The sequence below is a fragment of the Nostoc sp. genome, assembly GCF_036917435.1.
Lineage (GTDB): Bacteria > Cyanobacteriota > Cyanobacteriia > Cyanobacteriales > Nostocaceae > Nostoc.
This window is the reverse complement of sequence record NZ_JBALDM010000047.1, coordinates 178506-203389: the sequence shown is the minus strand read 5'-3', so window position 1 is coordinate 203389 and position 24884 is coordinate 178506. Positions and strand designations below refer to the sequence as shown.

General features: G+C 42.9%; 24 protein-coding genes and 1 CRISPR repeat array. Of the genes, 19 read left to right on the top strand and 5 right to left on the bottom strand.

The annotated features are described in order from the left end of the window. Nucleotides 1-72: 72 nt before the first annotated feature. From V7K98_RS23920 to V7K98_RS23885, 8 genes are all read left to right on the top strand, one after another. The gene (locus V7K98_RS23920) at nucleotides 73-441 is read left to right on the top strand and encodes a 2Fe-2S iron-sulfur cluster-binding protein (protein ID WP_335026380.1); all 369 of its coding nucleotides are present in this window, start codon (nucleotides 73-75) and stop codon (nucleotides 439-441) included. Nucleotides 442-524: 83 nt separating this feature from the next. Further along, the gene (locus V7K98_RS23915) at nucleotides 525-1070 is read left to right on the top strand and encodes a thermonuclease family protein (RefSeq protein WP_335026378.1); all 546 of its coding nucleotides are present in this window, start codon (nucleotides 525-527) and stop codon (nucleotides 1068-1070) included. A gap of 238 nt (nucleotides 1071-1308) precedes the next feature. Then, nucleotides 1309-2121 carry an inositol monophosphatase family protein gene (locus V7K98_RS23910; RefSeq protein ID WP_335026376.1) on the top strand — a complete coding sequence of 271 codons (813 nt, stop codon included), beginning with the start codon at nucleotides 1309-1311 and terminating at the stop codon, nucleotides 2119-2121. 74 nt (nucleotides 2122-2195) lie between these two features. Next, the gene (locus V7K98_RS23905) at nucleotides 2196-3152 is read left to right on the top strand and encodes a J domain-containing protein (RefSeq protein WP_335026375.1); all 957 of its coding nucleotides are present in this window, start codon (nucleotides 2196-2198) and stop codon (nucleotides 3150-3152) included. Next, complete coding sequence (locus V7K98_RS23900) at nucleotides 3152-4360, top strand: ATP phosphoribosyltransferase regulatory subunit (protein WP_335026373.1); 1209 nt, start codon at nucleotides 3152-3154, stop codon at nucleotides 4358-4360. The genes V7K98_RS23905 and V7K98_RS23900 overlap by 1 nt, the downstream gene beginning before the upstream one ends. A 144-nt stretch (nucleotides 4361-4504) precedes the next feature. After that, nucleotides 4505-4729 (top strand): indolepyruvate ferredoxin oxidoreductase subunit alpha, encoded by a 225-nt coding sequence (locus V7K98_RS23895; protein ID WP_335026371.1) that lies wholly within the window; start codon nucleotides 4505-4507, stop codon nucleotides 4727-4729. Between the two features lie 81 nt (nucleotides 4730-4810). After that, complete coding sequence (locus tag V7K98_RS23890; protein ID WP_335026369.1) at nucleotides 4811-4957, top strand: histidine kinase; 147 nt, start codon at nucleotides 4811-4813, stop codon at nucleotides 4955-4957. Further along, nucleotides 4947-5675, top strand: coding sequence for an ABC transporter ATP-binding protein (locus V7K98_RS23885; RefSeq protein ID WP_094332788.1), 729 nt, complete (start codon nucleotides 4947-4949; stop codon nucleotides 5673-5675). The genes V7K98_RS23890 and V7K98_RS23885 overlap by 11 nt, the downstream gene beginning before the upstream one ends. An 844-nt stretch (nucleotides 5676-6519) precedes the next feature. Here V7K98_RS23885 and V7K98_RS23880 read toward each other — a convergent pair. Then, nucleotides 6520-7686 (bottom strand): hypothetical protein, encoded by a 1167-nt coding sequence (locus V7K98_RS23880; RefSeq protein ID WP_335026367.1) that lies wholly within the window; start codon nucleotides 7684-7686, stop codon nucleotides 6520-6522. 321 nt (nucleotides 7687-8007) lie between these two features. Here V7K98_RS23880 and V7K98_RS23875 point away from each other — a divergent pair, with 321 nt between their 5' ends. Beyond that, complete coding sequence (locus V7K98_RS23875) at nucleotides 8008-8730, top strand: carbonic anhydrase (protein ID WP_335026365.1); 723 nt, start codon at nucleotides 8008-8010, stop codon at nucleotides 8728-8730. 213 nt (nucleotides 8731-8943) lie between these two features. Here V7K98_RS23875 and V7K98_RS23870 read toward each other — a convergent pair whose 3' ends face one another. Both V7K98_RS23870 and V7K98_RS23865 read right to left on the bottom strand, forming a co-directional pair. Further along, the gene (locus V7K98_RS23870) at nucleotides 8944-10293 is read right to left on the bottom strand and encodes a DEAD/DEAH box helicase (RefSeq protein ID WP_335026363.1); all 1350 of its coding nucleotides are present in this window, start codon (nucleotides 10291-10293) and stop codon (nucleotides 8944-8946) included. Beyond that, nucleotides 10262-10420 (bottom strand): hypothetical protein, encoded by a 159-nt coding sequence (locus tag V7K98_RS23865; RefSeq protein ID WP_334859835.1) that lies wholly within the window; start codon nucleotides 10418-10420, stop codon nucleotides 10262-10264. The genes V7K98_RS23870 and V7K98_RS23865 overlap by 32 nt, the downstream gene beginning before the upstream one ends. Before the next feature lie 111 nt (nucleotides 10421-10531). On the opposite strand from V7K98_RS23865, the gene infC reads away from it, so the two are divergent. Continuing rightward, nucleotides 10532-11020 carry a translation initiation factor IF-3 gene (gene infC / locus V7K98_RS23860; protein WP_335026445.1) on the top strand — a complete coding sequence of 163 codons (489 nt, stop codon included), beginning with the start codon at nucleotides 10532-10534 and terminating at the stop codon, nucleotides 11018-11020. Between the two features lie 184 nt (nucleotides 11021-11204). Here the strand turns inward: infC and V7K98_RS23855 are convergent, their stop codons facing one another. Continuing rightward, a complete protein-coding gene (locus tag V7K98_RS23855; protein WP_335026360.1) occupies nucleotides 11205-11822 on the bottom strand; it encodes a TetR/AcrR family transcriptional regulator in 618 nt (205 codons plus the stop codon). A 472-nt stretch (nucleotides 11823-12294) separates the two neighbouring features. On the opposite strand from V7K98_RS23855, the gene V7K98_RS23850 reads away from it, so the two are divergent. From V7K98_RS23850 to V7K98_RS23815, 8 genes are all read left to right on the top strand, one after another. Then, nucleotides 12295-13602 (top strand): HlyD family efflux transporter periplasmic adaptor subunit, encoded by a 1308-nt coding sequence (locus tag V7K98_RS23850; protein ID WP_335026358.1) that lies wholly within the window; start codon nucleotides 12295-12297, stop codon nucleotides 13600-13602. Beyond that, nucleotides 13599-14774: an ABC transporter permease DevC gene (devC, locus tag V7K98_RS23845; protein WP_335026356.1), complete on the top strand. Its 1176-nt coding sequence runs from the start codon at nucleotides 13599-13601 to the stop codon at nucleotides 14772-14774. Before V7K98_RS23850 ends, devC begins: the two co-directional genes overlap by 4 nt. A gap of 175 nt (nucleotides 14775-14949) precedes the next feature. Further along, entirely contained in the window at nucleotides 14950-15648 is a 699-nt protein-coding gene (locus V7K98_RS23840; RefSeq protein ID WP_335026354.1) for a DevA family ABC transporter ATP-binding protein, read from the top strand. A 120-nt stretch (nucleotides 15649-15768) separates the two neighbouring features. Continuing rightward, nucleotides 15769-17298, top strand: a complete 1530-nt coding sequence (locus tag V7K98_RS23835; protein ID WP_335026352.1) for a YifB family Mg chelatase-like AAA ATPase — start codon at nucleotides 15769-15771, stop codon at nucleotides 17296-17298. A 191-nt stretch (nucleotides 17299-17489) separates the two neighbouring features. Then, nucleotides 17490-18506: a YihY/virulence factor BrkB family protein gene (locus V7K98_RS23830; protein ID WP_335026350.1), complete on the top strand. Its 1017-nt coding sequence runs from the start codon at nucleotides 17490-17492 to the stop codon at nucleotides 18504-18506. Nucleotides 18507-18748: 242 nt separating this feature from the next. Continuing rightward, nucleotides 18749-19300 carry a DUF421 domain-containing protein gene (locus tag V7K98_RS23825; RefSeq protein ID WP_335026348.1) on the top strand — a complete coding sequence of 184 codons (552 nt, stop codon included), beginning with the start codon at nucleotides 18749-18751 and terminating at the stop codon, nucleotides 19298-19300. A gap of 40 nt (nucleotides 19301-19340) precedes the next feature. Further along, nucleotides 19341-20636 carry an adenylosuccinate lyase gene (gene purB / locus V7K98_RS23820; RefSeq protein WP_335026346.1) on the top strand — a complete coding sequence of 432 codons (1296 nt, stop codon included), beginning with the start codon at nucleotides 19341-19343 and terminating at the stop codon, nucleotides 20634-20636. A gap of 190 nt (nucleotides 20637-20826) precedes the next feature. Beyond that, complete coding sequence (locus V7K98_RS23815; protein WP_335026344.1) at nucleotides 20827-21381, top strand: DUF4126 domain-containing protein; 555 nt, start codon at nucleotides 20827-20829, stop codon at nucleotides 21379-21381. A gap of 77 nt (nucleotides 21382-21458) precedes the next feature. Here the strand turns inward: V7K98_RS23815 and hemH are convergent, their stop codons facing one another. Next, a complete protein-coding gene (hemH, locus tag V7K98_RS23810; protein ID WP_335026342.1) occupies nucleotides 21459-22625 on the bottom strand; it encodes a ferrochelatase in 1167 nt (388 codons plus the stop codon). A 94-nt stretch (nucleotides 22626-22719) separates the two neighbouring features. Here hemH and V7K98_RS23805 point away from each other — a divergent pair, with 94 nt between their 5' ends. After that, nucleotides 22720-23343: a class I SAM-dependent methyltransferase gene (locus V7K98_RS23805; RefSeq protein WP_335026339.1), complete on the top strand. Its 624-nt coding sequence runs from the start codon at nucleotides 22720-22722 to the stop codon at nucleotides 23341-23343. Nucleotides 23344-23420: 77 nt separating this feature from the next. After that, nucleotides 23421-24832: a CRISPR direct-repeat array (repeat unit 37 nt; unit sequence GTTTCAATCCCTAATAGGGATTTTAATGAATTGCAAT). Nucleotides 24833-24884 lie beyond the last annotated feature (52 nt).

Sequence of the window (24884 nt, the reverse complement as noted above, 5' to 3'; positions counted from 1 at the left end):
AGAAAATGCAAAGATAAAGAAAGATATTCTTAGATTAAATCTGAAAGTCCTAATTCCACAACGCAAATCCAGATGTCTCGTACATACACAATTAAAGTTCGCGATCGCGCCACTGGCGAAACATATACTCTACAAGTGCCAGAAGACCGCTACATCCTGCACACTGCCGAAAAACAAGGCGTAGAACTACCATTTTCCTGCCGCAACGGGGCTTGTACCGCTTGCGCTGTCAGGGTATTGTCGGGAGAAATTTACCAGCCAGAGGCGATCGGATTGTCGCCAGATTTACGTCGGCAAGGTTATGCCTTATTGTGTGTGAGTTATCCCCGCTCTGATTTAGAAGTAGAGACACAAGACGAAGATGAAGTCTACGAACTCCAGTTTGGACGTTATTTTGCTAGAGGGAAAATTAAAGCGGGTTTACCGTTAGATGAGGAATAAACAATTGGAGAAGGCAGGGGGTAAGAGGCAAGGGGCACGGAGGAAGGCGCAAGAGGTTCTCAGCGATCATAGGAGAATTTGTGATGGTTGTGAGTCTTAGTAACTGGCTGCGAAAAACAGCCATTTTGCTTTGCTTATTGCTCTTAGTGAGTTGCCAAAGTAAAAACCAGCTGCCAAACAATGAGGCTCAGGTGAAAGTAGCGCGGGTAGTTAGTGGGCAAAGTTTGGAAGTGTTGGGAATGGCTGAACAACCGAATTTGATTTCCCAAGTGCGGTTAGTTGGCGTTGATGCACCAGATTTGCGACAGCGCCCTTGGGGAGAAGCGGCAAAAGAACAGTTAGAGAATCTAATTGGTGGTGCAGAAGAATTAGTAACCCTAGAGTTTGATTTAGAAACAAAAGACAAAATCGGACGAACTCTAGCTTATGTATGGAAAAATAAGGTGTTGTTGAATGAAGAATTAGTGAAACAAGGGAATGCAATGTTTGTCGGGCGATCGCCTAATCACAAATATGACCAGCGTTTAGAACGTGCCCAACAATGGGCTAGACTCATGGGCCAAGGCATCTGGAACTCAGAAAAACCCATGCGCCTCACTCCCGCCGAGTTTCGCCGCCAAAATCTTTGAAGAATTGGGCATGGGGCATGGGGCATAGGGCATGGGGCATGGGGCATGGGGCATGGGAATGATGAGGGAGATGAGGGAGATGAGGGAGACAAGGAGAATAAATCCGTCCTCAATTCCCTACTCCCTACTCCCCACTCCCTACTCCCTACTCCCTACTCCCTACTCCCTACTCCCTACTCCCTACTCCCTACTCCCTACTCCCTACTCCCTACTCCCTACTCCCCACTCCCTATAACAAATGACAAATATACAAATTTTTCTAGATATTGCCACAGAAGCGGCCTTGGCTGCTGGTGCTATTTTGCAAGGTTACTTGGGTAAGTTAGAAGACGCAATTATTGAAAAAGGTCGCCCTGGTGATTTAGTCACGGCTGCTGATAAAGCCTCAGAAGAGTTGATTTTAGAAATTTTGCGTCGCCACTTTCCCCAGCACTCTATCCTCGCTGAAGAATCAGGGAAATTAGGTAATCAAGAAAATCAATATCTCTGGGCAATCGATCCTTTAGATGGCACAACTAACTACGCCCATCAATACCCATTTTTTGCCGTTTCTATTGGGCTGTTAATTAATGGCGTTCCAGAAGTTGGTGTAATTTATGACCCCTTTCACAATGAATTATTCAGTGCAGCTACTGGTTTAGGAGCAACGCGAAATCGTCGTCCGATCAATGTTTCAACAACCTCTGAACTGAGTAAAAGCCTACTAGTAACAGGATTTGCTTACGATCGCCGTGAAACCTCTGATAACAACTACGCAGAATTTAGTCACCTTACCCATCTTACCCAGGGAGTTAGACGTAGCGGTTCCGCATCGCTAGATTTGGCGTATGTTGCCTGTGGACGTGTCGATGGTTATTGGGAACGAGGGCTTTCTCCTTGGGATATTGCCGCCGGGATAATTTTGTTACAAGAGGCTGGGGGCAAAATTACCGCGTACGATGGCACTCCCGTCAAAATTGAGTCAGGTAGAATTCTGGCCACAAATGGTTATATTCACGACTCTCTCAGTAGCGAACTTTTACAAGTTCCGCCACTGTCAGCATGGGTATAGTAGGTGGGAGCTTTTACCCTGACTTTGGGTAAACTAAAAGCAATCTAACCCCTCCTTTGGTGCAAAAAGTGTATATGTCTTTAAAAATAGATCGGGGACTATTTAAATATGATTTCATAGATCATCACGCAGTATTATGCGTTCCAGTTGATGCGGATGTCAAAGAAATTCGGAAACGCTATCTCCAAATTGCCCGCCGCTTACACCCGGATATTAGTTTTACTGAAAGTGATGAACAAAAACAGCTAGGAAACGAATTGTTATCCAAGTGGGTTAACCCAGCTTACGAAAAACTCGTTGGCGATCGCACTCGCACGGAATATATTATAATTTTGTCCCAAATTGGCAAGCGGCTAGTACAAGAGTCTACTTCGGTAACTCTCAACACCGACTTGGGTAAACAGTTAGCCCAGACACCTAATCTCGATCCATTCTATAGAAGTGCGATCGCTAAACTTGCCCAAAGCCAATATGATTGTTTAGAGCAAGTGCAGCAAGTCATTGCCCAAGTTAGTGAGTTGAATTTAGTCTATTTAATGCGGAGTTCCAACAAACCATCCGCAGCGCCGCCACCTGCTCAACCCAAAGTCCAATCAGCTACGCCTCAGCCAAATACACCACAACAAAATACACCCCCAGAACCAGCACCACCAAAAGAAGATGCAGTTGTAGAACAGTATGTTCGTCGCGCTCAATCTTTAATTAACAAAAACCAATTTGCTCCAGCCAAGGTAGAGTTGCAAGAAGCCCTAAAGCTAGAACCTAAAAATAGTCGCTGCCATAGCTTAATTGCAATGGTGTATTTGAAGCAAAATCAGCTAAAAATGGCAAAAATCCACTTCGACAATGCTCTCAAATTAGACCCCAATGACGAAACGGCTCTGCAATGGAAACCTAAAATAGATAAAGCTCTAGGACAACAATCTAACGATCATAAGGTGACTTCATCCGCCAATAATGGAGATAAGCAACCAGAAAAATCTGGTAGTGGTGGTTTGTTCGGTGGTTTGTTTGGTGGGAAGAAAAAATAATGGTGTATCAGCCAGCATTGGGAGCCAGGGATTTATTGCCCTTGGATGTGGAGAAAAAAAGCTGGATTGAAGATCGGTTACAGCAGGTGTTTCATCGTTGGGGATATCACAGAATTATCACCTCAACTTTAGAGCGCATGGATACTCTGATGGCAGGGGAAGCAATTCAGCGCCAGATGGTGATTCAACTACAAGGTGAAGATGATGAATTAGGGCTACGTCCAGAATTAACAGCATCTATCGCTCGTACCGTTGTCACTCGGATGGCAAATACAACTTATCCGCAACGGTTGTACTACAACGCTAATGTGTTTCGCCGCACTTGGGAAAGTAGACACAATCGCCAGCAAGAGTTTTATCAAGCTGGAGTGGAGTTGTTAGGCGCTGGCGGATTGTTGGCGAATGCGGAAGTACTGTTATTAGTCGCAGATTGTCTAGCAGCATTGGGTTTGCAGCAATGGCACTTAATTTTAGGTGAAGCGGGAATTACGCGATCGCTCCTGAGTGCATTTCCTGCTAATTTACAGGATAAAGTTCGCAGTGCGATCGCTCATCTCGACTGCATTGCTATAGATACTTTACCCTTGAGTGACAAACTCCGCGATCGCGCCAGAATGATGCTGGATTTGCGCGGTAACAGTGCAGATGTATTACAAAAAGTTAGTAGTTTGGATCTAGACGAAGAACAGCGAGAGGCAGTGAATAACCTCAAATCCCTAGTAGAGTTACTAGAATCAGAGAAAAAATTTCCCTTAATCCTCGACCTCAGCCTCATCCAGACCATAGATTACTATACTGGTATTGTCTTTGAAGTCGTCAATGATACCGAATCTCAAGCCAGAGTTTTAGGGCGTGGTGGTCGCTATGACCAGCTTTTGGGTTTATATCATCCTCAAGGAGAAAATATTCCCGGCATTGGTTTTGGACTCAATATCGAAGATTTATACCAAGTTTTGTTGTCTACTCAGCAATTACCGCAAGTAACCCCAGCGAGTAACTGGTTAGTAGTACCAGAGACGGCCAGCGCTAACGCCCCTGCCTTTGCCTACGCCCAAAAATTGCGAGATTCCACCCATCTGGTGCGGGTAGAAATTGATTTAGGGGGAAGGGATGCAGACGCTATTCGCCAATATGCACGCGATCGCAGCATAGCTCAAATTGCTTGGATCAAAGCTGATGGTTCACCAAAAATTGAATCATTACGTTAAGGGAATTGGGAATTGGGCATGGGGCATGGGGCATGGGGCATGGGGCATTGGTTATTTTCTCCCTACTCCCTACTCCCTACTCCCTACTCCCTACTCCCCTGCTAGGCTAGAAATAGCCGATACAGAAAAGAGGGAATCGAGAACATGCCGCACACAATTGTTACAGAAGTCTGTGAAGGCGTAGCTGACTGCGTAGAAGCCTGCCCAGTAGCTTGTATTCATGATGGCCCAGGCAAAAATGCCAAGGGAACAGATTGGTACTGGATCGACTTTGCCACTTGCATCGACTGTGGTATATGTCTCCAAGTTTGCCCAGTAGAAGGGGCGATTCTGCCAGAAGAACGACCGGAGTTGCAAAAAACCCCGTAATAGTCCATAGTCAACAGTCAATAGTTATTTTTGACTTGACTGTTGCTTCTCATCTCATGAGTGGGGAGTGGGGAGTGGGGAGTGGGGAATAGGGAGGATGAGGGGGACAAGGAGGAATTATTTAACAAGTTTCTTCCCCAATACCCAATGCCCAATGCCCAATGCCCAATGCCCAATGCCCAATGCCCAATGCCCAATGCCCAATGCCCAATGACAAATGACAAATGACTATTTACTAGATGTTCAAAATGTCCATGCTGGATACATCAAAGATGTAGATATCCTGCAAGGAGTGAATTTTCAGGTTGCGCCAGGGGAATTAGTGACAGTGATTGGCCCCAATGGTGCGGGTAAATCTACTTTAGCAAAAGCAATTTTTGGGCTTTTAATCCCCCACACAGGCACAATTACCTTTAAAGGTGAAAATATTGTGGGGCTAAAGTCCAATCAAATTGTCCAAAGAGGAATGTGCTATGTACCACAAATCGCCAATGTTTTCCCTTCTCTGAGTGTTGAAGAGAACTTGGAGATGGGTGCTTTTGTGCTTAACGTTCCTCTAAAGCCAATTAAAGATAAAATATTTACCATGTTTCCAAGATTAAGCGATCGCCGTCGTCAACGAGCGGGTACTCTCTCTGGAGGAGAACGCCAGATGCTAGCGATGGGCAAAGCTTTGATGTTGGAACCTAGTTTGCTGATTTTGGATGAACCATCTGCTGCTTTATCCCCGATCTTGGTGACACAAGTATTTGAGCAGATTAAACAAATTAATCAAGCGGGAACTGCGATCGTATTAGTAGAACAAAATGCCCGTAAAGCCTTAGAGATGGCTAATCGCGGCTATGTACTTGAGTCGGGACGCGATGCTATCTCTGGCCTTGGTCAAGAACTGTTGAACGATCCTAAAGTGGGTGAACTATATCTAGGAGCAGGTAAAAGACATTAATTTCTTTAATTACCCTTGCCCCTATTCAACATAACACCACTTTAAATAAGGAAACTTCACGAGCCGATAGCGATGTCGAAGGCGGGTTGCGCCTACGCTATCTATAAACTAATACAAAAAATTATAACGATTCCTGCCACTGCCGCGACCGTCGTTTTCGATGCTCAAAGAATTCTCCCCAATAATCCTTGCGTTTCTAATCACATCTACAGCGAGTAAAAAGGTAAAACAGGACATTCATTCATGAAAAAATTATAAAAATCTAAATTAACTGGATTTGCCAGAATCCCAATTGAAGAAGAAGGCGTACTAAACTTCGTATATATAAAGCTCCGCATCACTTTTTGATATACTCCTGAGTCATAACAAATCCTGCAAAGCTGATCCAGAGAGAATCTGGGGCATTTTTTAATGGTATAAAAACACCTCTGTTTACCCTAATCAAAATTGATTGAGTGCTTTTGGCAATTTGGCATCCAAAATATTTCTCTTCCAGTTTTAATTGATATATCAGCAGGGTTACTGGGACATTGAGAAACTTCTACAAGGGAATTTATTCCCGTCTCAAAAATCCCACCCAATGGCCAGTTGTTGACGCTCACGCTCTGTACTGTAAACTACCTGAAATGGTGGAATACAGTAAAAAGTACAGCGTCACCGCTTCACTACAACTGGCTAGAAATCAAACAGAAAACACATAGTACAAATGCACTGAGAAGTAAGTGGGTCAAATTAAATATCAAATCTCACCCCTGCGTCTGGCTTCCCTCTCCAAAGTATCGGAAAGGGATTGAGGGTGAGCTTTGATCTTATATTTACTCATTACTCATTACTCATTACTCATTTATTGAGCCTGTAGCTGTCTAAGTTTATTTTTTGCCGATAGTAGTAACTCTTGAGCTTTCAGATAGGCTGTTGTGCCATTTTGCACTTTTTCTAATTGATTAATAATACTCTGCAATTGGCTCAACACCTTATTGTGCCTCACATCATGGACATCAACAGGAATTGAAGCCAACAAGCTTTCGATTTCTCGTTGTGCTGTCTCCAAAGCCTCCACAGTATCTGTCTCAGCTTGTCGTCTGACTTTAACCTGACCCAAGTTAGCCTCATATATTGCTAATAACTTTTGTGCTTCGGTATAACCGGCCACGTCTTTTGAGGGAATTTCTTTGAGCCGCTCAATTGCCTCTATCCACAAATTTTCTATCTGTCGCCATTCAGTGACAGTATGCGGCGGATTTTGACCAGCTTTAGCAGCTTGCCAAGAAAATTGCCGTGCTGCGGTAATTAAGGCACTGATGCGATCGTTCCCCGCTGCCAACCCAACAACTTCCTGAAATTCACGCTTATAATTATCTAGTTGATTTTGGACAGTTTTTCCAGCCAGGGTTTGACCAGGAATCTGCTCAAATTGATTCAGTGCCGTTTGCCAAGCAGTTGTCGCAGTCTGTTTATCAGTTATTGTTGTAGCCCGTTCATATTGCTGTTTTGCATTTAAGAAAGCCTGCATATTGTCAGTTAGCAAGGACTGAGCATTTTTTTCTTGAAAAACCTTAGCTTCTAGCTGCCCAACTTTACTCCGAAATGCATTAAAACCATAAATGCTAAAGCGCGAGTCATACCACCAATATCTATATTCAGACCAATCATTAACAAAGGAAGTTGGTAACTTATCTAGATGTTTTTGTGCTTCTTGTAGCTTCTCTTCTCCCAAAGCCAAATCTGCTGCACTGGTAGCTTTTTCAATTAATTGTTCAGCTTGCTCAACTGATACTAACGCCTGTCGATAGTGATTATCCATACTCATATAGCTGGGTAGCAACAAAAAAGGCGCATGGAGCATCACCGGACGGCGAACCACCGGGTAAGGCTGGTTCGCAACCCAAATTACACCACTGGGAATGCCAATAAGTATTGCCATCCAAATAAGTTTACTACCTATACCCCACTTGGCTTTGCGATGCAGTTGCTGAGAGGATATTTTGAGCGCCTGCCTTTCTAACTCCATTTCATGCTCTAATTTAGCTAGGTTTTTAGGGTTTGCAGATTGTTGGCTGGAGGCAGACGGGGTTATCCCAGAGCTATTTGGAGAATTTTTACGCAAAAAATTCCAGTTTATTTTGTTTAAAAAAGTCATATAAATGCAGTCAGTACTGTGTTAAGTATTCCCAAAAAAAGACAGTCAATACATACAACAAGTAATCAGCGTAAATAAATTCTGATGCTATTTGAAGATTAAATAACTCTTAAATCGTGTTAAAGGGTACTCTTGTATCTTGCTTTAATCTGATATTTTGCTGGAACAGATTTGTTATTATCAGCTAGATTAATGAGTCGAATTAATGGATTTGTAGGGCGACGTGATTTTTTAAAGTTTGCCAGTGTTATAGGTATTGCTGCTACTGCTTTTGGTGATAACTTTTGGAATCCAGAGCAAACTGCTATTGCTGATATTCATCCAAGTAAGCCTAATTCAGTTAGTCCTAATGAAGCTATCATCCGCTTATTGGATGGTAATCAAAGATTTATTGAACAAAAACGTAAATATCCCGATCAATCATTAGAACATCTACGATTAGTTGCTAAAGCTCAGTATCCCTTTGCTGCCATATTAGGCTGTGCAGATTCTAGAGTCCCTGCGGAAATCGTTTTCGATCAAGGACTCGGAGATTTATTTGTTGTGCGAGTTGCTGGTAATGTTGTGAGTGATACCGTTATCGGTAGTTTGGAATACTCTACAACAGTATTGGGTTCGCAGCTGATTGTGGTTTTGGGTCATAAAAGATGCGGTGCAGTCGCAGAAGCAATTAAAAACGAACCACTTCCTGGTAGAATTGGTTTGATTATTGAGGGCATAAAACCATCTATTGAAAGGGTCAAGTTAAGAACGGGTGATAATATTCAAGATGCAGTTATAGCTAATATTCAATATCAGACTGAAAAATTGCAGGAGAACTCAACGATTTTAGCTAAATCGCTCAGTGAAGGTAAACTCAAAATTGTTGGCGCTTGTTATGATATTGACACTGGTAAAGTCAATATTATTAATTGAATACAAACATCTTTTAGGGGTAGTATTCTGAGTTTAATGATTTGGCAAAAAATCATTTTTTATAAAATATTTTTTATTGATAATCTTGAAAATTAATTAAAGTAAAAAAGAGGCGTAAACGTCATCGAGAGGTTGACGCTTACACCCAACAAATTTGGGCAAAATCTTCTTGAGTTGACACCAATGACAACTGTATGCCCATGCTAACGAAGATTAGCGATCGCGTTTATCAAAACGGCGCGATGTGGACGAACGGGCATCAGGGCGATCGCCATTGGTTGCGGGTGGTGCTGCTTTACGTTTAGCTGATGTCCGTGGTAACGGTTTAGGAGTCCGAGCCGGACGCTGATCGCGTTCTGGCTTGGGTCTGTGTTGCCGTTGCCGTTCGTTAGGGATTGCTTCAGGCTGAACATCAGGGTTGGGGCCAAAGCCAGCCACTACTTCCCTTGGCAAACGCTGCTGAATCAGTTTTTCGATATCTGTTAATAAAGGGTATTCATCAACGGACACCAGCGATACGGCTTCACCTGACGCGCCAGCCCGACCTGTGCGCCCAATGCGATGAACATAATCTTCTGGTACATTGGGCAGATCGAAGTTTACTACATGGGGCAGTTCGCTGATGTCAAGACCCCTAGCAGCAATATCTGTTGCCACCAATACTTGTAAGCTGCCATTCTTGAATTTTGCCAGCGCATTAGTACGCACTGGCTGGCTTTTATTCCCGTGGATTGCCAGCGCTTGAATGCGGTCTTCGCCCAACTGCTTAACTAAACGGTCAGCGCCATACTTGGTGCGAGTAAACACTAGCACTTGATACCAATTATCTCGCCGAATCAGATGAGCAAGCAATTGGCGTTTTTTGTCACGGTCTACTTGGTAAACTTTCTGTGCGATCGTCTCGGCGGTAACGTTGCGGCGTGCTACCTCAATCATCTTCGGGTTATTGAGCAGTCCGGCCGCTAGTGTTTTAATTTTGTCTGAGAAGGTGGCGAAGAATAGCAAATTTTGTCGCTGTTTGGGCAAAAGTGCCAGGACGCGGCGGATATCATGAATAAAGCCCATGTCCAGCATCCGGTCTGCTTCATCTAGCACCAAAACTTCAATATGCGACAGGTTCAGCGTGCCTTGCTGTACGTGGTCTAGCAGTCGCCCTGGAGTAGCGACCAAGATATCAACTCGGTTCTTCAAACGCTGTTTTTGCAGATGAATACCGACTCCGCCAAACATCACCATTGAGTTTAGCTGTAAGTATTTGCCGTACTCGCGCACGCTTTCTTCCACTTGGGCAGCGAGTTCACGAGTCGGAGTCAGAATTAGCGCCCGAATGGGTCGGTATCCATTAGATGTAACTTTGGCGTTCTTCTCAGACGATAACCGATGTAGAAGCGGCAGGGTAAAACTAGCGGTCTTTCCAGTGCCAGTTTGGGCCCCAGCTAGCAAATCGCTACCCGACAAGACGGCAGGAATCGCTTGTATCTGAATTGGCGTAGGTTCTGTGTACCCTCGCTCTGTAACCGCACGGATAATTTCATTGGACAAGCCGAGAGTAGAAAAATCCATAAAACTCCAAAAATAACATCGGCCTGTCACCAATGGCGGTGTCAGTCTTAGGCGGACGGATAAAAAAGCGTTGAAAAGCTGGATGGGCAATAGCGCAAAGACTGAAGGGCGAGTGCCGCAATTCCATATCTTAACAGATTGTAGTCTATTGTGTGGTTACAGTTGCTCTGATTCAGTGTTGTGTTAAATTAGCATTACGTTGGAATATAAAGTGTTGAACAATTAGGAGAAATTCGTTATCGCAATCCAAAAGCAACTGATTAATTCACAAATCAAGTCACCTAGTGTCTTCTTGATTGACCATGAGAATAATAATCGTGGTCTGATAGACACGAATGAGGCGCTACAGCTAGCCGAAAGTTTAGAGCTTGATTTAGTTGTAGTCTCTCAAGGCAAAGAAGCCCCCATAGCTAAGATTCTCAACTATGGCAAGCTTCAGTATCAAAAGAAAAAACGTCAGAGCCAGAGCGCTAGACCCACGGTAAAAGAAGTTCGATTTGGTCTAAACGTGGGCGCGGCTGATTACAATTTACGTATCGAACAAGCAGGCCAGTGGTTGAGTAAAGGCGATTCAGTTAAATTTGCCATCCGTTTACGAGGCCGAGAACATCAATATCGTGACAAAGCAGGAGAACTGCTAGACCGAATTGCAAATGATCTCAGTCAAGTAGGTAAAGTCCAGTCACTGGATAAACGCTCATTAATTGTTCAAGTCATTCCTGCCTAGTTAATCTGCCGATCGCTGGAGGATGTATTTGTGCCAGCTTTTGATACTCCCACGGTTGTGAAAATTCTGCTATTGCTAGTTTTCACCTCAAGCCGTGGGATTTTAACTCAAAGCTAGGAAATGAAAAAAGCCAAAGGATAGGCAGGCAACAGCACTCAATAAGCTAACAATGGGACATAGCCAATCAATCGGCGCATTTAGTAATTAGGTGTGTTAACGCATCAATCAGGCGATCGCTTTCCATTGGTATAATGTCCCTCCCATGCATCACATCTTGAGTAACATGAAAGTTAACTAATGTACCTAAAAAAATCCTCGCTGTTGCCTCTGGGTCAGTGATACTCAGTTCAGGGTGAGCAGCAAAGTATTGATTGAGCGTTACCAACATTGGTTTAATCATCGCCCGAACACAAATCTGAGTTAATTCAGGAAAACGACCAGATTCCCCAATTAGCACTCGCATAAATGCACAGTGTTCCTGATCGTTATTCATCTGTTCCAATAATTTGGTTCCTAATTGGCGCAGTACGATTTTTGGTTCTCCCTCCATAGGTTCCGTACCAAAGAGAGAGTTAAACTTCTGATTTGCCAAGGACTCTATCAGGACTTTAAAAAGTCCCTCTTTATCTTGAAAGTGGCTGTAGACTGTCGCTTTAGAAACACTTGCCGCTACTGCTACCCGATCCATACTTGTGCCAGCATAGCCATTTTGCAGGAATTCCCGCATTGCCCCTTGCAGGATTTGCTCTACTTTGTCAACGGAATGATCTCGATCTACTTCGTCAGTTTTAATGCGTACCATTTATTAATCATCCTCTCTTATAAACAATTTTAATAGATGCGGCGATTTACCCTACGCCATTAATCTCAGTTGTGACAAGCATTCTGGTGCATAACTGAAGGCAAAGTTATTACAGCGTATTGCAGGTAAGGGACTTCCAAGAAATAAATTACCCAAATGAAACGAACCACAGAGACACAGAGAAGCCAGTGCGTTGCGGGGGTGGAGGAGTTTGTAGCACCTGGCGCAACACAGAGGAATGAGGAGAAGAGAGTTTTTTGGGTATTTTTTTATTTGGAAGTCCCTAAATGAAGTATACGGATAGGGGCACAACATGTTGTGCCCCTACGATGATCTGTACCTCACGCCTGTTGCAATCTGCTGTAAATTGACAATTTCAGCTTTCTGCTCTTGACTAAACTACTCCGTTTAGTTTAGCATAGATTGAACTGAACAGTTTAGTATAAGTTGCTAGTGATAAAAGGTGGATAGTATGGTGCAGAACTGGAAATTAGAAGATTTAAAGTCTTACCAAAATCTTTTGCGATCGCCGCTTACACTAGCGATAATTACATCATTGCTAATTGGTGGAGCTAGTGTTTATACGGTGCTAAAGTTCCAGGCTACAGCGAATGAGAAGCCAGTAGCACCCGTAGCTCTTCAACCAATTGTAAAAACAGTCACAGCATTAGGACGTTTAGAACCAAATGGAGAAATCATCAAACTGTCTGCAACAACTTCTACTGAGGGAAGTCTGCTTCAGAAACTATTGGTGAAAGAAGGCGATCGCGTCAAGGGTGGACAGGTAATTGCAATTATGGACAGTCGCGATCGCTTGCAAGCAAGTTTAGTTGAGGCGCAGAAACAAGTCCAAGTTGCCAAATCTAACGTTGACAAGGTAAAAGCGGGAGCAAAACAGGGAGAAATTGGAGCAAAACAAGCTGCTGTTAGCCGTCTGCAAGTGGAACTAGAGGGAAATATCAAAACTCAGCAAGCTACAATCGATCGCCTAGAAGCAGACTTGCAAGGACAAAGACAAAGCTTACAAGCAACAGTAGATCGGGTAGCAGCCGAAAAGCGGAACGCTCAAGTAGATGTGCAACGCTATGACGCTTTATACAAAGCAGGGGCAATTTCTAGTCAAGAAGCCGATCAAAAACGCTTGAGTGCAGAAACTTCGACTCAACAGGTAATCGAAAACCAAGCCAATAAGACAAGAACTGTCGCTACTTTAGAACAGCAGATTAAAGAAGCCAAAGCTAACCGTAATCAAACCCTCGCTAGCTTGCAACAGCAAATTAACGAAGCCAAAGCCAACTTGAACCAAACGGCAGAAGTCCGTCCGACAGATATTGCCAACGCCCAAGCAGAGGTAGATAGCGCTCAAGCTACTGTGGCAAAAATTAGAGCGCAACTCGATCAAGCTTATGTCCGCGCACCCGAAGCCGGACAAATTTTGAAGATTAATACACGAGCCGGAGAAACTGTTTCTAATGATGGGATTGTAGAACTAGGTCGAACCGATCAGATGTATGCAGTGGCAGAAGTTTACCAAAGTGATATTAACAAAGTGCGATCGGGGCAACAGGTAAAGGTAATTAGCGATTCCCTTCCTGGAGAATTACAGGGAACCGTTGATTGGATGGGGATGCAGGTACAGCGACAAAATCTCGTCAACAGCGATCCCTCTAGCAATATTGATGCCAGAGTAGTGGAAGTTCATGTGCGACTAGATAAAGCATCTAGCGCCAAAGCTGCCAAGTTTACCAATCTGCAAATAAAGGCGGTAATAGAACTATGATTGGATTTATTCAACAACTGCGCCAGCGAACCCCTCTAGGATGGTTGCAACTGAGTCATGAAAAAAGCCGTCTGCTGGTGGCATTGGGAGGCATTGCCTTCGCTGATGTTCTCATGTTTATGCAGCTAGGATTTCAGACTGCCTTGTTTGAAAGTAATACTAAGTTACACAAAAGTATCCAAGCTGACATTTTCTTAGTTAGTCCTCAAGCCCGTAACGTCTTAAATGCGTCCACCTTTGCGCGGCGGCGACTGTATCAAGCAATGGATATACAGGGGGTGAAGTCAGCAGAACCGATGTATGTCAACATTGTCGATTGGAAAAATCCGAAAACACGCCAAAAGACATCTGTGCTAGTTATTGGGATTAATCCTGAAAAGCTAGCCTTTAACTTACCAGATGTGAACAGCCAGATAGATCGGGTGAAGCTACCAGATACCCTTTTGTTCGATCGCGCCTCTAGAGGAGATTATCAAGAAGCGATCGCTCAAGTTGATCAAGGAAAAGCTGTAACCACTGAAATTGATCGCCGCACAATTACCATTAGCGGCTTATTTTCAATCGGGGCTTCCTTTGCGGCTGATGGAAACCTCATTACCAGCGATCAGAATTTCTTGCGGCTATTTCCTAAGCGAGAAGCAAGTAGCGTCAGTTTAGGTTTGGTTCAACTACAACCAGGCTATGATGTCAAACAGGTGAAAGCAGCTTTAGAATCTCATTTAGATAATGATGTTAAAGTTTTAACCAAAGCCGAATTTATCGAATTTGAAACAGATTATTGGAAAAAAAATACAGCCATCGGCTTTATCTTTAGCTTGGGTGTAGGAATGGGATTTATGGTGGGCGTGATTATTGTCTATCAGGTTCTTTCTACAGATGTGAATTCTCATATCAAAGAATACGCCACCTTCAAAGCAATGGGGTATAACAATCTCTACTTATTGGGTGTGGTGTTTGAAGAGGCGATAATTTTGGCAATCTTGGGCTTTATTCCCGGAGCGATCGCACCTTTAGGACTTTACCATTTAACTCGGAATGCGACTAATTTACCACTTTACATGACTGTAGCACGAGCCACCACAGTGCTAATGCTCACCATGGCCATGTGTATTATTTCTGGTGCGATCGCTACTCGGAAATTACAGTCTGCTGACCCCGCAGATATGTTTTAAAAATGGGAATTGGGCATGGGGCATTGGGCATGGGGCATGGGGCATTGAAACTGAATTCTTCCCAATTACACATACCTACTTTCTACTCTTAACTCAGCATTCATGAGGAGGATGGGGATAATTAATCATTCCCAATCTAAAATCTAAAATCTAAAATTTAAAATCTAAAATTACTATGCCTCCTGTTATCTCTGTTAAAAATCTCGACCATTACTTTGGTTCTGGTCAACTTCGCAAGCAAGTTCTCTTTGATATCAACCTGGATATTAACGCTGGCGAAATTATTATTATGACTGGGCCTTCTGGTTCTGGTAAAACTACACTTCTTACCTTAGCAGGCGGCTTGCGTTCTGCTCAATCTGGAAGTTTACAGATATTAGGACAAGAACTTTGTGGCGCTAGTACAGGACAACTTACCCAAGCGCGACGTAATAACGGTTATATTTTCCAAGCGCACAACTTGCACGGTAGCTTAACAGTACTCCAGAACGTCAGAATGGGCTTGGAAGTACATAATAATATTTCGACGGCAGAGATGAAAAGCCGTTCAGCCCAAATGTTAGAGGAAGTAGGATTAGGGCATCGGCTGAATTATTATCCTGATGATCTGTCTGGGGGACAAAAACAAAGAGTTGCGATCGCTCGTGCGTTGGTCGGTCGTCCTAAAATTGTCTTAGCGGATGAACCCACTGCCGCCCTTGATAGTAAATCTGGACGAGATGTGGTTAACCTTATGCAAAAACTAGCTAAAGAACAGGATTGCACCATTCTCTTGGTAACTCATGACAATCGCATTCTAGATATTGCCGATCGCATCGTCTATATGGAAGATGGCAAGCTAGTAAACGATCGTGCTGTTGTTACAGCCGGTTAGCTGATTCTCCCAAACGGTTGCAAAAAAGATTTTGAGCGGAAAATCCTCCCTGTAATTTCACTAATGCCAATCTACCCAGACATCTGCTAGAGATTTGAAAGGTTTACTCTTATATAATCAATGCTTGCTAGAGTCTGGAGTGCATCAATTGTGGGCATCGATGCCGTCAAAGTAGGCGTAGAAGTCGATGTGTCGGGGGGATTACCGGGAATTGTTGTCTTGGGACTACCAGATTCAGCGATTCAAGAATCAAGAGAAAGAGTCAAAGCAACGCTGAAAAATGCAGGTTTCGCTTTTCCCATGCGGAAAATTGTGATCAATTTAACTCCGGCAGATTTACGCAAAGAAGGCCCCTGTTTCGATTTGCCTATTAGCGTGGGGATTTTGGCTGCTTCTGAGCAAGTTAGCGCTAATTTGTTGGGGGATTATCTATTCTTAGGCGAAGTCTCTTTAGATGGCAGCTTGCGTCCGGTGGCTGGTGTTTTACCGATCGCAGCCGCAGCCCAAAAAATGGGAATCGCAGGTTTAGTTATCCCTGCTGATAATGCCCAAGAAGCCGCAGTGGTTCAAGGTTTGGCTGTTTATGGCTGCAAACATTTGTCTGAGGTGGTGGATCTTTTAAATAATCCAGGGCGTTACAAACCTGTGCAGATGGATACTACAGTAGACAGAACAACAGTATCTTACCCTAGTCCAGATTTGCATGATGTGAAAGGACAAGCCCATGCGCGTCGGGCTTTAGAAATTGCTGCTGCTGGTGGACATAATTTAATCTTTGTCGGGCCACCTGGTAGTGGAAAAACCATGTTAGCAAGGCGCTTACCAGGAATTTTACCGCCTCTGAGTTTTGCTGAATCTTTGGAAGTGACTCGCATCCATTCGGTGGCTGGTTTATTAAAAAATCGCGGTTCGTTGGTACGCGATCGCCCTTTTCGCAGTCCCCACCACTCGGCATCCGGGCCTTCTCTCGTTGGTGGTGGTAGTTTCCCTCGTCCTGGCGAAATCTCATTATCTCACAATGGCATATTATTCTTAGATGAATTAACAGAATTTAAACGTGATGTGCTGGAATTTCTGCGTCAGCCTTTAGAAGATGGCTATGTTACAATTTCTCGTACTAAACTATCGGTAACGTTTCCCGCACAGTTTACTTTGGTAGCGAGTACCAATCCCTGCCCTTGCGGTTACTATGGCGATACCATCCAACAATGTACTTGTTCTCCCCGCCAACGCGAGCAATATTGGGCAAAACTTTCTGGGCCGTTAATGGATCGAATTGATTTACAAGTTGCGGTGAATCGCTTGAAACCAGAAGAGATTACCCAACAACCGACTGGAGAAACATCAATCTCAGTCCTACAACGAGTTCAACAAGCAAGCGATCGCGCCATTACCCGCTTCCAAGGTGAGGCAAATCTGCGTTGCAATGCTCAAATGCAAAGTCGTCATCTCCAGAAATGGTGCAAGCTAGATGATGCTAGTCGCAATTTATTAGAAATAGCCATTAGAAAATTAGGTTTATCAGCCAGAGCTAGCGATCGCATTCTCAAAGTAGCACGAACTATTGCAGATTTAGCGGGAGATGATGAGCTAAAAACTAATCATGTGGCGGAAGCGATTCAATATCGCACAATTGATAGGATGCAATGAAGAGTAATGAGTAATGAGTTTTGTAATTAAGTTTTGCAATAGGGATTTGGACTTCGGGAATTTGGTAAAAATATTAAATTCCTCCTCAAGGACGCTTTACAAACTCCCTTGGGAGGATGTCGCTAACTAGAGAATAAGTATCAAATATATCAGGAAGTAAGCGATATCCTCATTACAAGGAGACTGGTTGGATGAATTTGCAGGCGATTTGGAAGTTGTTCCAAGAGACATTCAAAGAATGGAGTGAGGATAAAGCGTCACGGTTGGCGGCGGCGTTAGCTTATTACACGATTTTTTCTATTGCACCATTGTTAATTATTGTAATTGCGATCGCGGGCGCAGTATTTGGAGAAGAGGCCGCAAGGGGTCAAATCGTTGGACAAATTCAAGGTTTAGTCGGCCCAGATGGGGCAGAATTTATCCAAACAGCTATTCAGAATGCTAACAAACCAAAAACAGGAGCGATCGCTTCGATTATTAGTGTTGTAGTTTTACTAGTGGGTGCTACTGGATTATTTACCGAGTTGCAAGATTCCCTGAATACGATTTGGGAAGTTAAACCCAAACCTGGACGTGGCGTAACTAACATCATTCGCCTACGTGTTTTGTCCTTTGCAATGGTCATAGGTATTGGTTTTTTACTGTTAGTTTCTCTAGTAATTAGTACAGCGTTAGCAGCATTAGTAACATTCTTTAGTAACTTGCTACCAGGTGTAGATTTTCTCTGGCAGATTGTCAATTTCATCATCTCTTTCGCCATCACTACATTTCTGTTTGGACTCATTTTTAAAGTCCTGCCAGATGTCAAAATTGCTTGGAGTGATGTTTTAATCGGAGCTAGTCTCACCTCATTTTTGTTCTCTATTGGGAGATTTTTATTAGGACAATATTTAGGTAATGGTAGTTTTGGATCAGCTTATGGTGCTGCTGGTTCACTGGTAGTAATTTTAGCTTGGGTTAACTATGCCGCACAGATTCTTTTCTTCGGTGCTGAATTTACCCAAGTTTATGCGAGAAGGTATGGAAGCGGCATAACCCCAACTAAACATGCCATTCCTTTATCTGATAACACAGAATATAATGGCAAGGCTCCAACGAGGCAATCATCCACTAATAAAAAGTCATCTTCTAACTTAATTAATCGCTTATTTCAGTCTTTCAAGAAGCCCAAACGATTAAAACAGAGAAGAAAAAATCCGCGATTTTAATCCTTGATTGCTGGAGATTTATATTTGTAAAGCTGATAGCTATTGAAGATATTTAATATTGAGTCCAGGTAATTATTTATCATTCCCATATTTCAATCCCCTCCTCGCCTGCGGGGAACTCAGTACCCCCTCTGGGGATTAGGGGCAGGGAGACAAAGCCTAGCTTTGGCGGGGTGGGGTTCTTCGGGTTTTATACTGGATTTCTCCAGAAATATCTTGAAAAAGGAAGAAAATCAGTGCTAATGGAAAAATGGTTTTTTATCGATTGGCAAGCAATCTTTGTTCCTCGCATCAGCGTCTTTGAGTTGATTATCCGTGGTTCGTTAGTATACTTAGCGCTGTTCACAGTGTTACGTTTCCTTCCTAGCCGCCAACTAGGAACATTAGGAATTACTGATTTACTCGTAGTTGTATTATTTGCTGAAGCTGCCCAAAATGCTATGGCGAGTAATTATACATCGATTACTGAAGGCGGTATCCTGGTAGGAACTGTGATTTTTTGGAGTTATTTGTTGAACTGGTTAGGCTACAAAATACCCCAGTTCCAACGTTTTTTGAATCAGCCACCGCTACTACTGGTAAAAAATGGTCGGATGATTCAGCGTCATTTGCAACGAGAGTTAATTACAGACGATGAGTTGATGAGCAAGTTACGTCAGCAAGGTGTGGAATTTTTAGCCGATGTGAAGTTTGCATATATGGAGGCTGACGGTAGGATTAGCATCATCACCTCTGACTCAAAAACGAATTCTGTCCCTGAGGCAAAAACAGCATTAAAAATTGATCTACATTAATTAGACTGTAAAATATGACGGTTGTATTCTGTGCCAAATTGTGATTGAGCGCTATACTTTGCCCGAAATGGCTAATCTATGGAGTGAAGCCTATAAACTAAAAACTTGGCTGCAAGTCGAGATTGCTGTTTGTGAGGCTCAAGCTGAATTGGGTTACATTCCATCTCAGGCAGTTGAGGAAATCAAGGCTAAGGCAGATTTTGACCCCAAGCGAGTGTTGGAAATTGAGGCTGTAGTCCGCCATGATGTCATTGCTTTCTTGACAAATGTCAATGAATATGTAGGTGATGCTGGACGCTACATTCACCTGGGTTTAACTAGTTCGGATGTTTTGGATACGGCTTTAGCACTGCAATTGGTTGCCAGCCTGGATCTATTATTGCAACGTCTGGAAGATTTGATTGAGGTAATTCGCCAAAAAGCACGGGAACATCGTCATACTGTGATGGCTGGCCGATCGCATGGTATTCACGCTGAACCAATTACTTTTGGTTTCAAGCTAGCTGGGTGGTTAGCAGAAGTGTTGCGACACCAAGAACGCTTGAGAATTCTCCGTCAAACCATTGCCGTGGGTAAGATTTCTGGTGCAGTGGGAACTTATGCCAATGTTGAACCCCGTATAGAAGCGATCGCTTGCCAAAAACTCGGACTCCAACCCGATACGGCTTCAACACAAGTTATTTCCCGCGATCGCCACGCCGACTATGTGCAACAATTAGCTTTAGTAGCGGCATCCATCGAACGTTTTGCTGTAGAGATTCGCAATCTGCAAAAAACAGACGTTTTGGAAGTTGAAGAATTCTTCGCCAAAGGTCAAAAAGGCTCCTCAGCCATGCCACACAAGCGCAACCCCATTCGTTCGGAACGGCTGACAGGAATGGCGCGACTGGTTAGAAGCCATGCCGGTGCAGCCTTGGAAAACGTTGCTCTTTGGCATGAAAGGGATATTTCCCACAGTTCTGTAGAACGGGTAATTTTGCCAGATGCTTGCACTTTGACGCATTTTATGTTATCAGAAATAACCGACTTGGTGAAAAACCTGTTAGTCTATCCTGAGAACATGGAACGAAATCTCAACTGTTACGGCGGCGTTGTCTTCAGCCAAAAAGTGCTACTTGCATTAATAGACAAAGGAAGCAACCGAGAAGAAGCTTATGCGATCGTTCAAGAAAGCGCTCACGTCGCTTGGAACAAACCAGGAGGGAATTTCCAGGACTTAATTAGCAAAGATCCTCGCGTTACCGAAAAGTTGTCCCCAACAGAACTAGAAGTCTGTTTCGATCCCCAGCAGCATCTCCAGCATTTAGAAGAAATTTACCAACGACTGGGAATTTAGGATTAATTGGCTTGTGCAGTAGGGGCAATTCATGAATTGCCCCTACTGCGTGTAGTAAAGAATATAAAAATACCAAAAACATTTAGTATTGCATTGCTGAAGACTGGATGTTTGATGCTGGAATTATTCTTAGCACTGGGTAGTATACATAACAAATACTTACTTATTTATTAGTGCTACGAGTGCTTTAATGATTGAAATCCTAGCCACACTTTCTGCATCTGCCGCAGCAGGAATGAGAATAGGCATACCTTTGCTAATTATTGGATTATTGCAAGGTAGTGACTTATGGTCACAAGTTCCAGTTTTATCTCACATTTCTCCACCAATATTATTAGGCTGCCTCACCTTTTGGTCTTTATTTGAGTTATTCGCCTCAAAAAAACTATGGGGACAAAGATTACTACAACTGGTTCAGTTATTCATGTCTCCTATCGTGGGGGCAATTATGGGGTTAGCAGTAGCTAATGCAACAGCAACACCAGATTGGCTGATTGCCTGTATTGGGGGTTCCTTAGCTTTAGTACTCCAGCTAGTTCAAGTTGGTTGGTTCTATCGGTTACGTGGCTTACCCTTGTGGGCAGTCTTTCTTCAAGATACGTTGTGTATTGCTCTAGTACTTTTTGCCTTTGATGCTCCCTGGCAAGGAGGATTAATTGCTTTGATACTGCTCTGGTTTGCAGTTCGTAGCGCCAAGCAGTGGTATGACTGGTATCACAATAAGGGCAAGGGGGATGGGGTATAGGGCATGGGGTACAGGGCATGGGGCATGGGGAAAAGCAATCCAATTCCCAATGCCCAATTCCCAATTCCCAATGCTCTTTACTGCAAAAGCCCAATCATGTGTAAGAAGCCGTGACCGGTAATTATCTCGATGATTAAAGCAATGAAGCCCAGCATAGCAATCCGACCATTCCAGACTTCAGCGCTAGTCGTTAGACCCCATTCCCAACGCTCTTGGGGATACATTTTCACCATTTTTTTCATTTGGGCAGCTTGCGAAAGCTTGAAGCTGGGGTTTTTCAGCGCATCAATTACTAAGTCTGCAAGTGCATTAATAAATACTGGATGGGTATTAGGAGCAGGAACGCGGCGGAAGTTGTGAATTCCTGATTCTTCTGCTACTTCCCGATACTCTATATCTATTTCTTGCAGTGTCTCGATATGCTCTGAAACAAAACTAATAGGCACGACAACCAAATCTTTAACGCCTTGTGCGCCTAGTTCTTTGAGCGCATCTTCAGTATAGGGTTGGAGCCATTCGACCGGGCCGACACGACTTTGATAAGCTAAAGTGTGAGCATTGGAACGATTCAGAGTCTGCATAATTAGAGCAGTACATTCTTCAATTTCTTGCTGGTAAGGGTCGCCAGCTTCTTCAACATAGCTTTTAGGAACACCGTGAGCGCTGAAGAATATATGAACCTCGTTTGGGTTAGGATATTGCTCAAGTTCTTGGGCTATGAGTTCCGCCATTGCTTGGAGGTAGCCTGGTTCTTTGTACCAAGAAGGAATAACAGTGTATTCAATGGGCTGAAGTTTTGGGTCTTCTTGCCAAAGCTTATCTAAAAGCCGGAAGCTGGAACCACTAGTACTGATAGAAAACTGGGGATATAGTGGTAATATTACCAGGTGTTCTATATTATCTTGGGTGATCTGTGCGATCGCTTCTTCTGTATAAGGATGCCAATAACGCATTCCTACGTAGATATTAGCTTCTTGCCCTAAATGACGCAACTGTTCTTTTAAAGCTTCGCCTTGCGCTTCTGTGATCCGTCGCAGTGGAGAACCACCACCGATTTGCTTATAATTCTCTTGAGATGTTCTGGTTCGCCGCGAGGCAATAAACCAGGCTAAGGGCTTTTGCAACCAGCGAAACGGTAGGCGAATAATTTCTGGATCTGAAAATAGGTTATACAAAAACGGCCCGACATCTTCTAGCTTATCTGGGCCACCGAGATTGAGTAATAATACGCCTACACGACCCATAGCTGTTACTTTCCCCCAATCTTTTCAGATTTTTTACTAATGTTAACAATATATCTTTATTAAATAATAAAGCTTAATAGCAAGGAAATATGCAATGGCAACAATTTTAAGGGATTGGAGTTACCGCTATCAGTGGTTATATGATGGTATCTCTCGTTTAACAGCCTTAAGTGTAGGTGGTGAAGCGCGTTTTCGGCAACTTGCTTTGCAAGGCTTAACAATTCACTCAGATACTCAGGTTTTAGATTTATGTTGCGGTAGTGGTCAAACGACGCAATTTTTAGTAAGACTTTCACAAAATGTAACAGGATTGGATGCCTCACCTAAGTCTTTGCAACGCGCACGGCTAAATGTCCCTGAAGCTTCTTATGTCGAAGCTTTTGCCGAGGAGATGCCTTTTGCAGATAATCTGTTTGATGTGGTGCATGTCAGTGTTGCGTTACATGAGATGCAGCCTCAGCAATTACGAAAAATTATCAATGAAGTTTATCGGGTGCTGAAGCCTGGAGGGGTGTTTACGCTGGTGGATTTTCACGCTCCTACAAATCCGATATTTTGGACTGGGATATCACTATTTTTGTTATTGTTTGAGACGGAAACAGCTTGGCAATTGTTGAAAACTGATTTGGCTGGTTTGTTAACTGAGACTGGGTTTGATGTGAGTGAACAAACTTTATATGTAGGTGGTAGTTTGCAAGTGGTACAGGCTAAGAAGTGAAGCATACCGCTTAAATATATAAAGCAGGTAAGGTACCTGGTTTATATATTTATGAAAAATAGGAGGTATTAGCAGAAGTTTCAATCCCTAATAGGGATTTTAATGAATTGCAATCCTTACGCTGGCGACTTGCAAAAGTTCTCTAGTGTGTTTCAATCCCTAATAGGGATTTTAATGAATTGCAATTCAAGTAATGCATCTGGATAGATATCTATAGTGCTAAGTTTCAATCCCTAATAGGGATTTTAATGAATTGCAATTTTATCTCACATTTAATTGCTGGGAATGGCAGTTAAGTTTCAATCCCTAATAGGGATTTTAATGAATTGCAATCTCATGAAGCCTTTCACCAAAATCCTCATCACGAGTGTTTCAATCCCTAATAGGGATTTTAATGAATTGCAATAAAATAAAAGTGTCACTTTCGCTGTCAAAATAAATGTTTCAATCCCTAATAGGGATTTTAATGAATTGCAATGCCAGCAATCTTTTCTTGTTGCTTGCTACCACTAGTTTCAATCCCTAATAGGGATTTTAATGAATTGCAATTTTAGATGATTTGGCTACTGGTTATTTTGTTAAGGTTTCAATCCCTAATAGGGATTTTAATGAATTGCAATTTAAGAAGGTTATTGGAACTGGGTACTGAGTATGGTTTCAATCCCTAATAGGGATTTTAATGAATTGCAATATGCATGGGTAAAGCCTTACACGGTAATCTACACGTTTCAATCCCTAATAGGGATTTTAATGAATTGCAATAATTGGTGGCGTTCCGTTGTGGGCGATTGAATGCGTTTCAATCCCTAATAGGGATTTTAATGAATTGCAATCTCTTATGGCAACGCAACCGTTGACCCTAAAGTTATTATCGTTTCAATCCCTAATAGGGATTTTAATGAATTGCAATAAAAGAAATACCATCACTTTTTACTCCGGGCGGGGCTGTTTCAATCCCTAATAGGGATTTTAATGAATTGCAATTTTACTTACTCATTTGCATGTAAGTAAGTTGTTTATTCGTTTCAATCCCTAATAGGGATTTTAATGAATTGCAATGAATTACCACCCTAACCAGAATTCTCGGAAGCTTGTTTCAATCCCTAATAGGGATTTTAATGAATTGCAATAAGAAAAGTTTTTTGAAGTATTCAAGGAGTTTGGGTTTCAATCCCTAATAGGGATTTTAATGAATTGCAATATGAATCTGTACCGCCAAAAGATCCCCCAAAGATGTTTCAATCCCTAATAGGGATTTTAATGAATTGCAATATGTTGGCGCTGTAGCTACTGCTACTGGCGTTATTGTTTCGTTTCAATCCCTAATAGGGATTTTAATGAATTGCAATGTATATTTGTACTGTTGATGTTAGGAGAAGGGGTTTCAATCCCTAATAGGGATTTTAATGAATTGCAATTTGCCAATGGTGGTAGTAGATCGGCACGGTAATTGTTTCAATCCCTAATAGGGATTTTAATGAATTGCAATCGCAGGAGGCTGAAACCCAAGCTGTATTTAGTTTTCAAGGTGCAGTTGCGCG

Bases quoted from the DNA above. Each gene is read 5' to 3' on its own strand.
- V7K98_RS23920 (WP_335026380.1), top strand. From the start codon at position 73: ATGTCTCGTACATACACAATTAAAGTTCGCGATCGCGCCACTGGCGAA.
- V7K98_RS23915 (WP_335026378.1), top strand. From the start codon at position 525: ATGGTTGTGAGTCTTAGTAACTGGCTGCGAAAAACAGCCATTTTGCTT.
- V7K98_RS23910 (WP_335026376.1), top strand. From the start codon at position 1,309: ATGACAAATATACAAATTTTTCTAGATATTGCCACAGAAGCGGCCTTG.
- V7K98_RS23905 (WP_335026375.1), top strand. From the start codon at position 2,196: ATGTCTTTAAAAATAGATCGGGGACTATTTAAATATGATTTCATAGAT.
- V7K98_RS23900 (WP_335026373.1), top strand. From the start codon at position 3,152: ATGGTGTATCAGCCAGCATTGGGAGCCAGGGATTTATTGCCCTTGGAT.
- V7K98_RS23895 (WP_335026371.1), top strand. From the start codon at position 4,505: ATGCCGCACACAATTGTTACAGAAGTCTGTGAAGGCGTAGCTGACTGC.
- V7K98_RS23885 (WP_094332788.1), top strand. From the start codon at position 4,947: ATGACAAATGACTATTTACTAGATGTTCAAAATGTCCATGCTGGATAC.
- V7K98_RS23880 (WP_335026367.1), bottom strand. From the start codon at position 7,686: ATGGAGTTAGAAAGGCAGGCGCTCAAAATATCCTCTCAGCAACTGCAT.
- V7K98_RS23875 (WP_335026365.1), top strand. From the start codon at position 8,008: ATGAGTCGAATTAATGGATTTGTAGGGCGACGTGATTTTTTAAAGTTT.
- V7K98_RS23870 (WP_335026363.1), bottom strand. From the start codon at position 10,293: ATGGATTTTTCTACTCTCGGCTTGTCCAATGAAATTATCCGTGCGGTT.
- V7K98_RS23865 (WP_334859835.1), bottom strand. From the start codon at position 10,420: ATGGAATTGCGGCACTCGCCCTTCAGTCTTTGCGCTATTGCCCATCCA.
- V7K98_RS23855 (WP_335026360.1), bottom strand. From the start codon at position 11,822: ATGGTACGCATTAAAACTGACGAAGTAGATCGAGATCATTCCGTTGAC.
- V7K98_RS23850 (WP_335026358.1), top strand. From the start codon at position 12,295: ATGGTGCAGAACTGGAAATTAGAAGATTTAAAGTCTTACCAAAATCTT.
- devC (WP_335026356.1), top strand. From the start codon at position 13,599: ATGATTGGATTTATTCAACAACTGCGCCAGCGAACCCCTCTAGGATGG.
- V7K98_RS23840 (WP_335026354.1), top strand. From the start codon at position 14,950: ATGCCTCCTGTTATCTCTGTTAAAAATCTCGACCATTACTTTGGTTCT.
- V7K98_RS23835 (WP_335026352.1), top strand. From the start codon at position 15,769: ATGCTTGCTAGAGTCTGGAGTGCATCAATTGTGGGCATCGATGCCGTC.
- V7K98_RS23830 (WP_335026350.1), top strand. From the start codon at position 17,490: ATGAATTTGCAGGCGATTTGGAAGTTGTTCCAAGAGACATTCAAAGAA.
- V7K98_RS23825 (WP_335026348.1), top strand. From the start codon at position 18,749: ATGGAAAAATGGTTTTTTATCGATTGGCAAGCAATCTTTGTTCCTCGC.
- V7K98_RS23815 (WP_335026344.1), top strand. From the start codon at position 20,827: ATGATTGAAATCCTAGCCACACTTTCTGCATCTGCCGCAGCAGGAATG.
- hemH (WP_335026342.1), bottom strand. From the start codon at position 22,625: ATGGGTCGTGTAGGCGTATTATTACTCAATCTCGGTGGCCCAGATAAG.
- V7K98_RS23805 (WP_335026339.1), top strand. From the start codon at position 22,720: ATGGCAACAATTTTAAGGGATTGGAGTTACCGCTATCAGTGGTTATAT.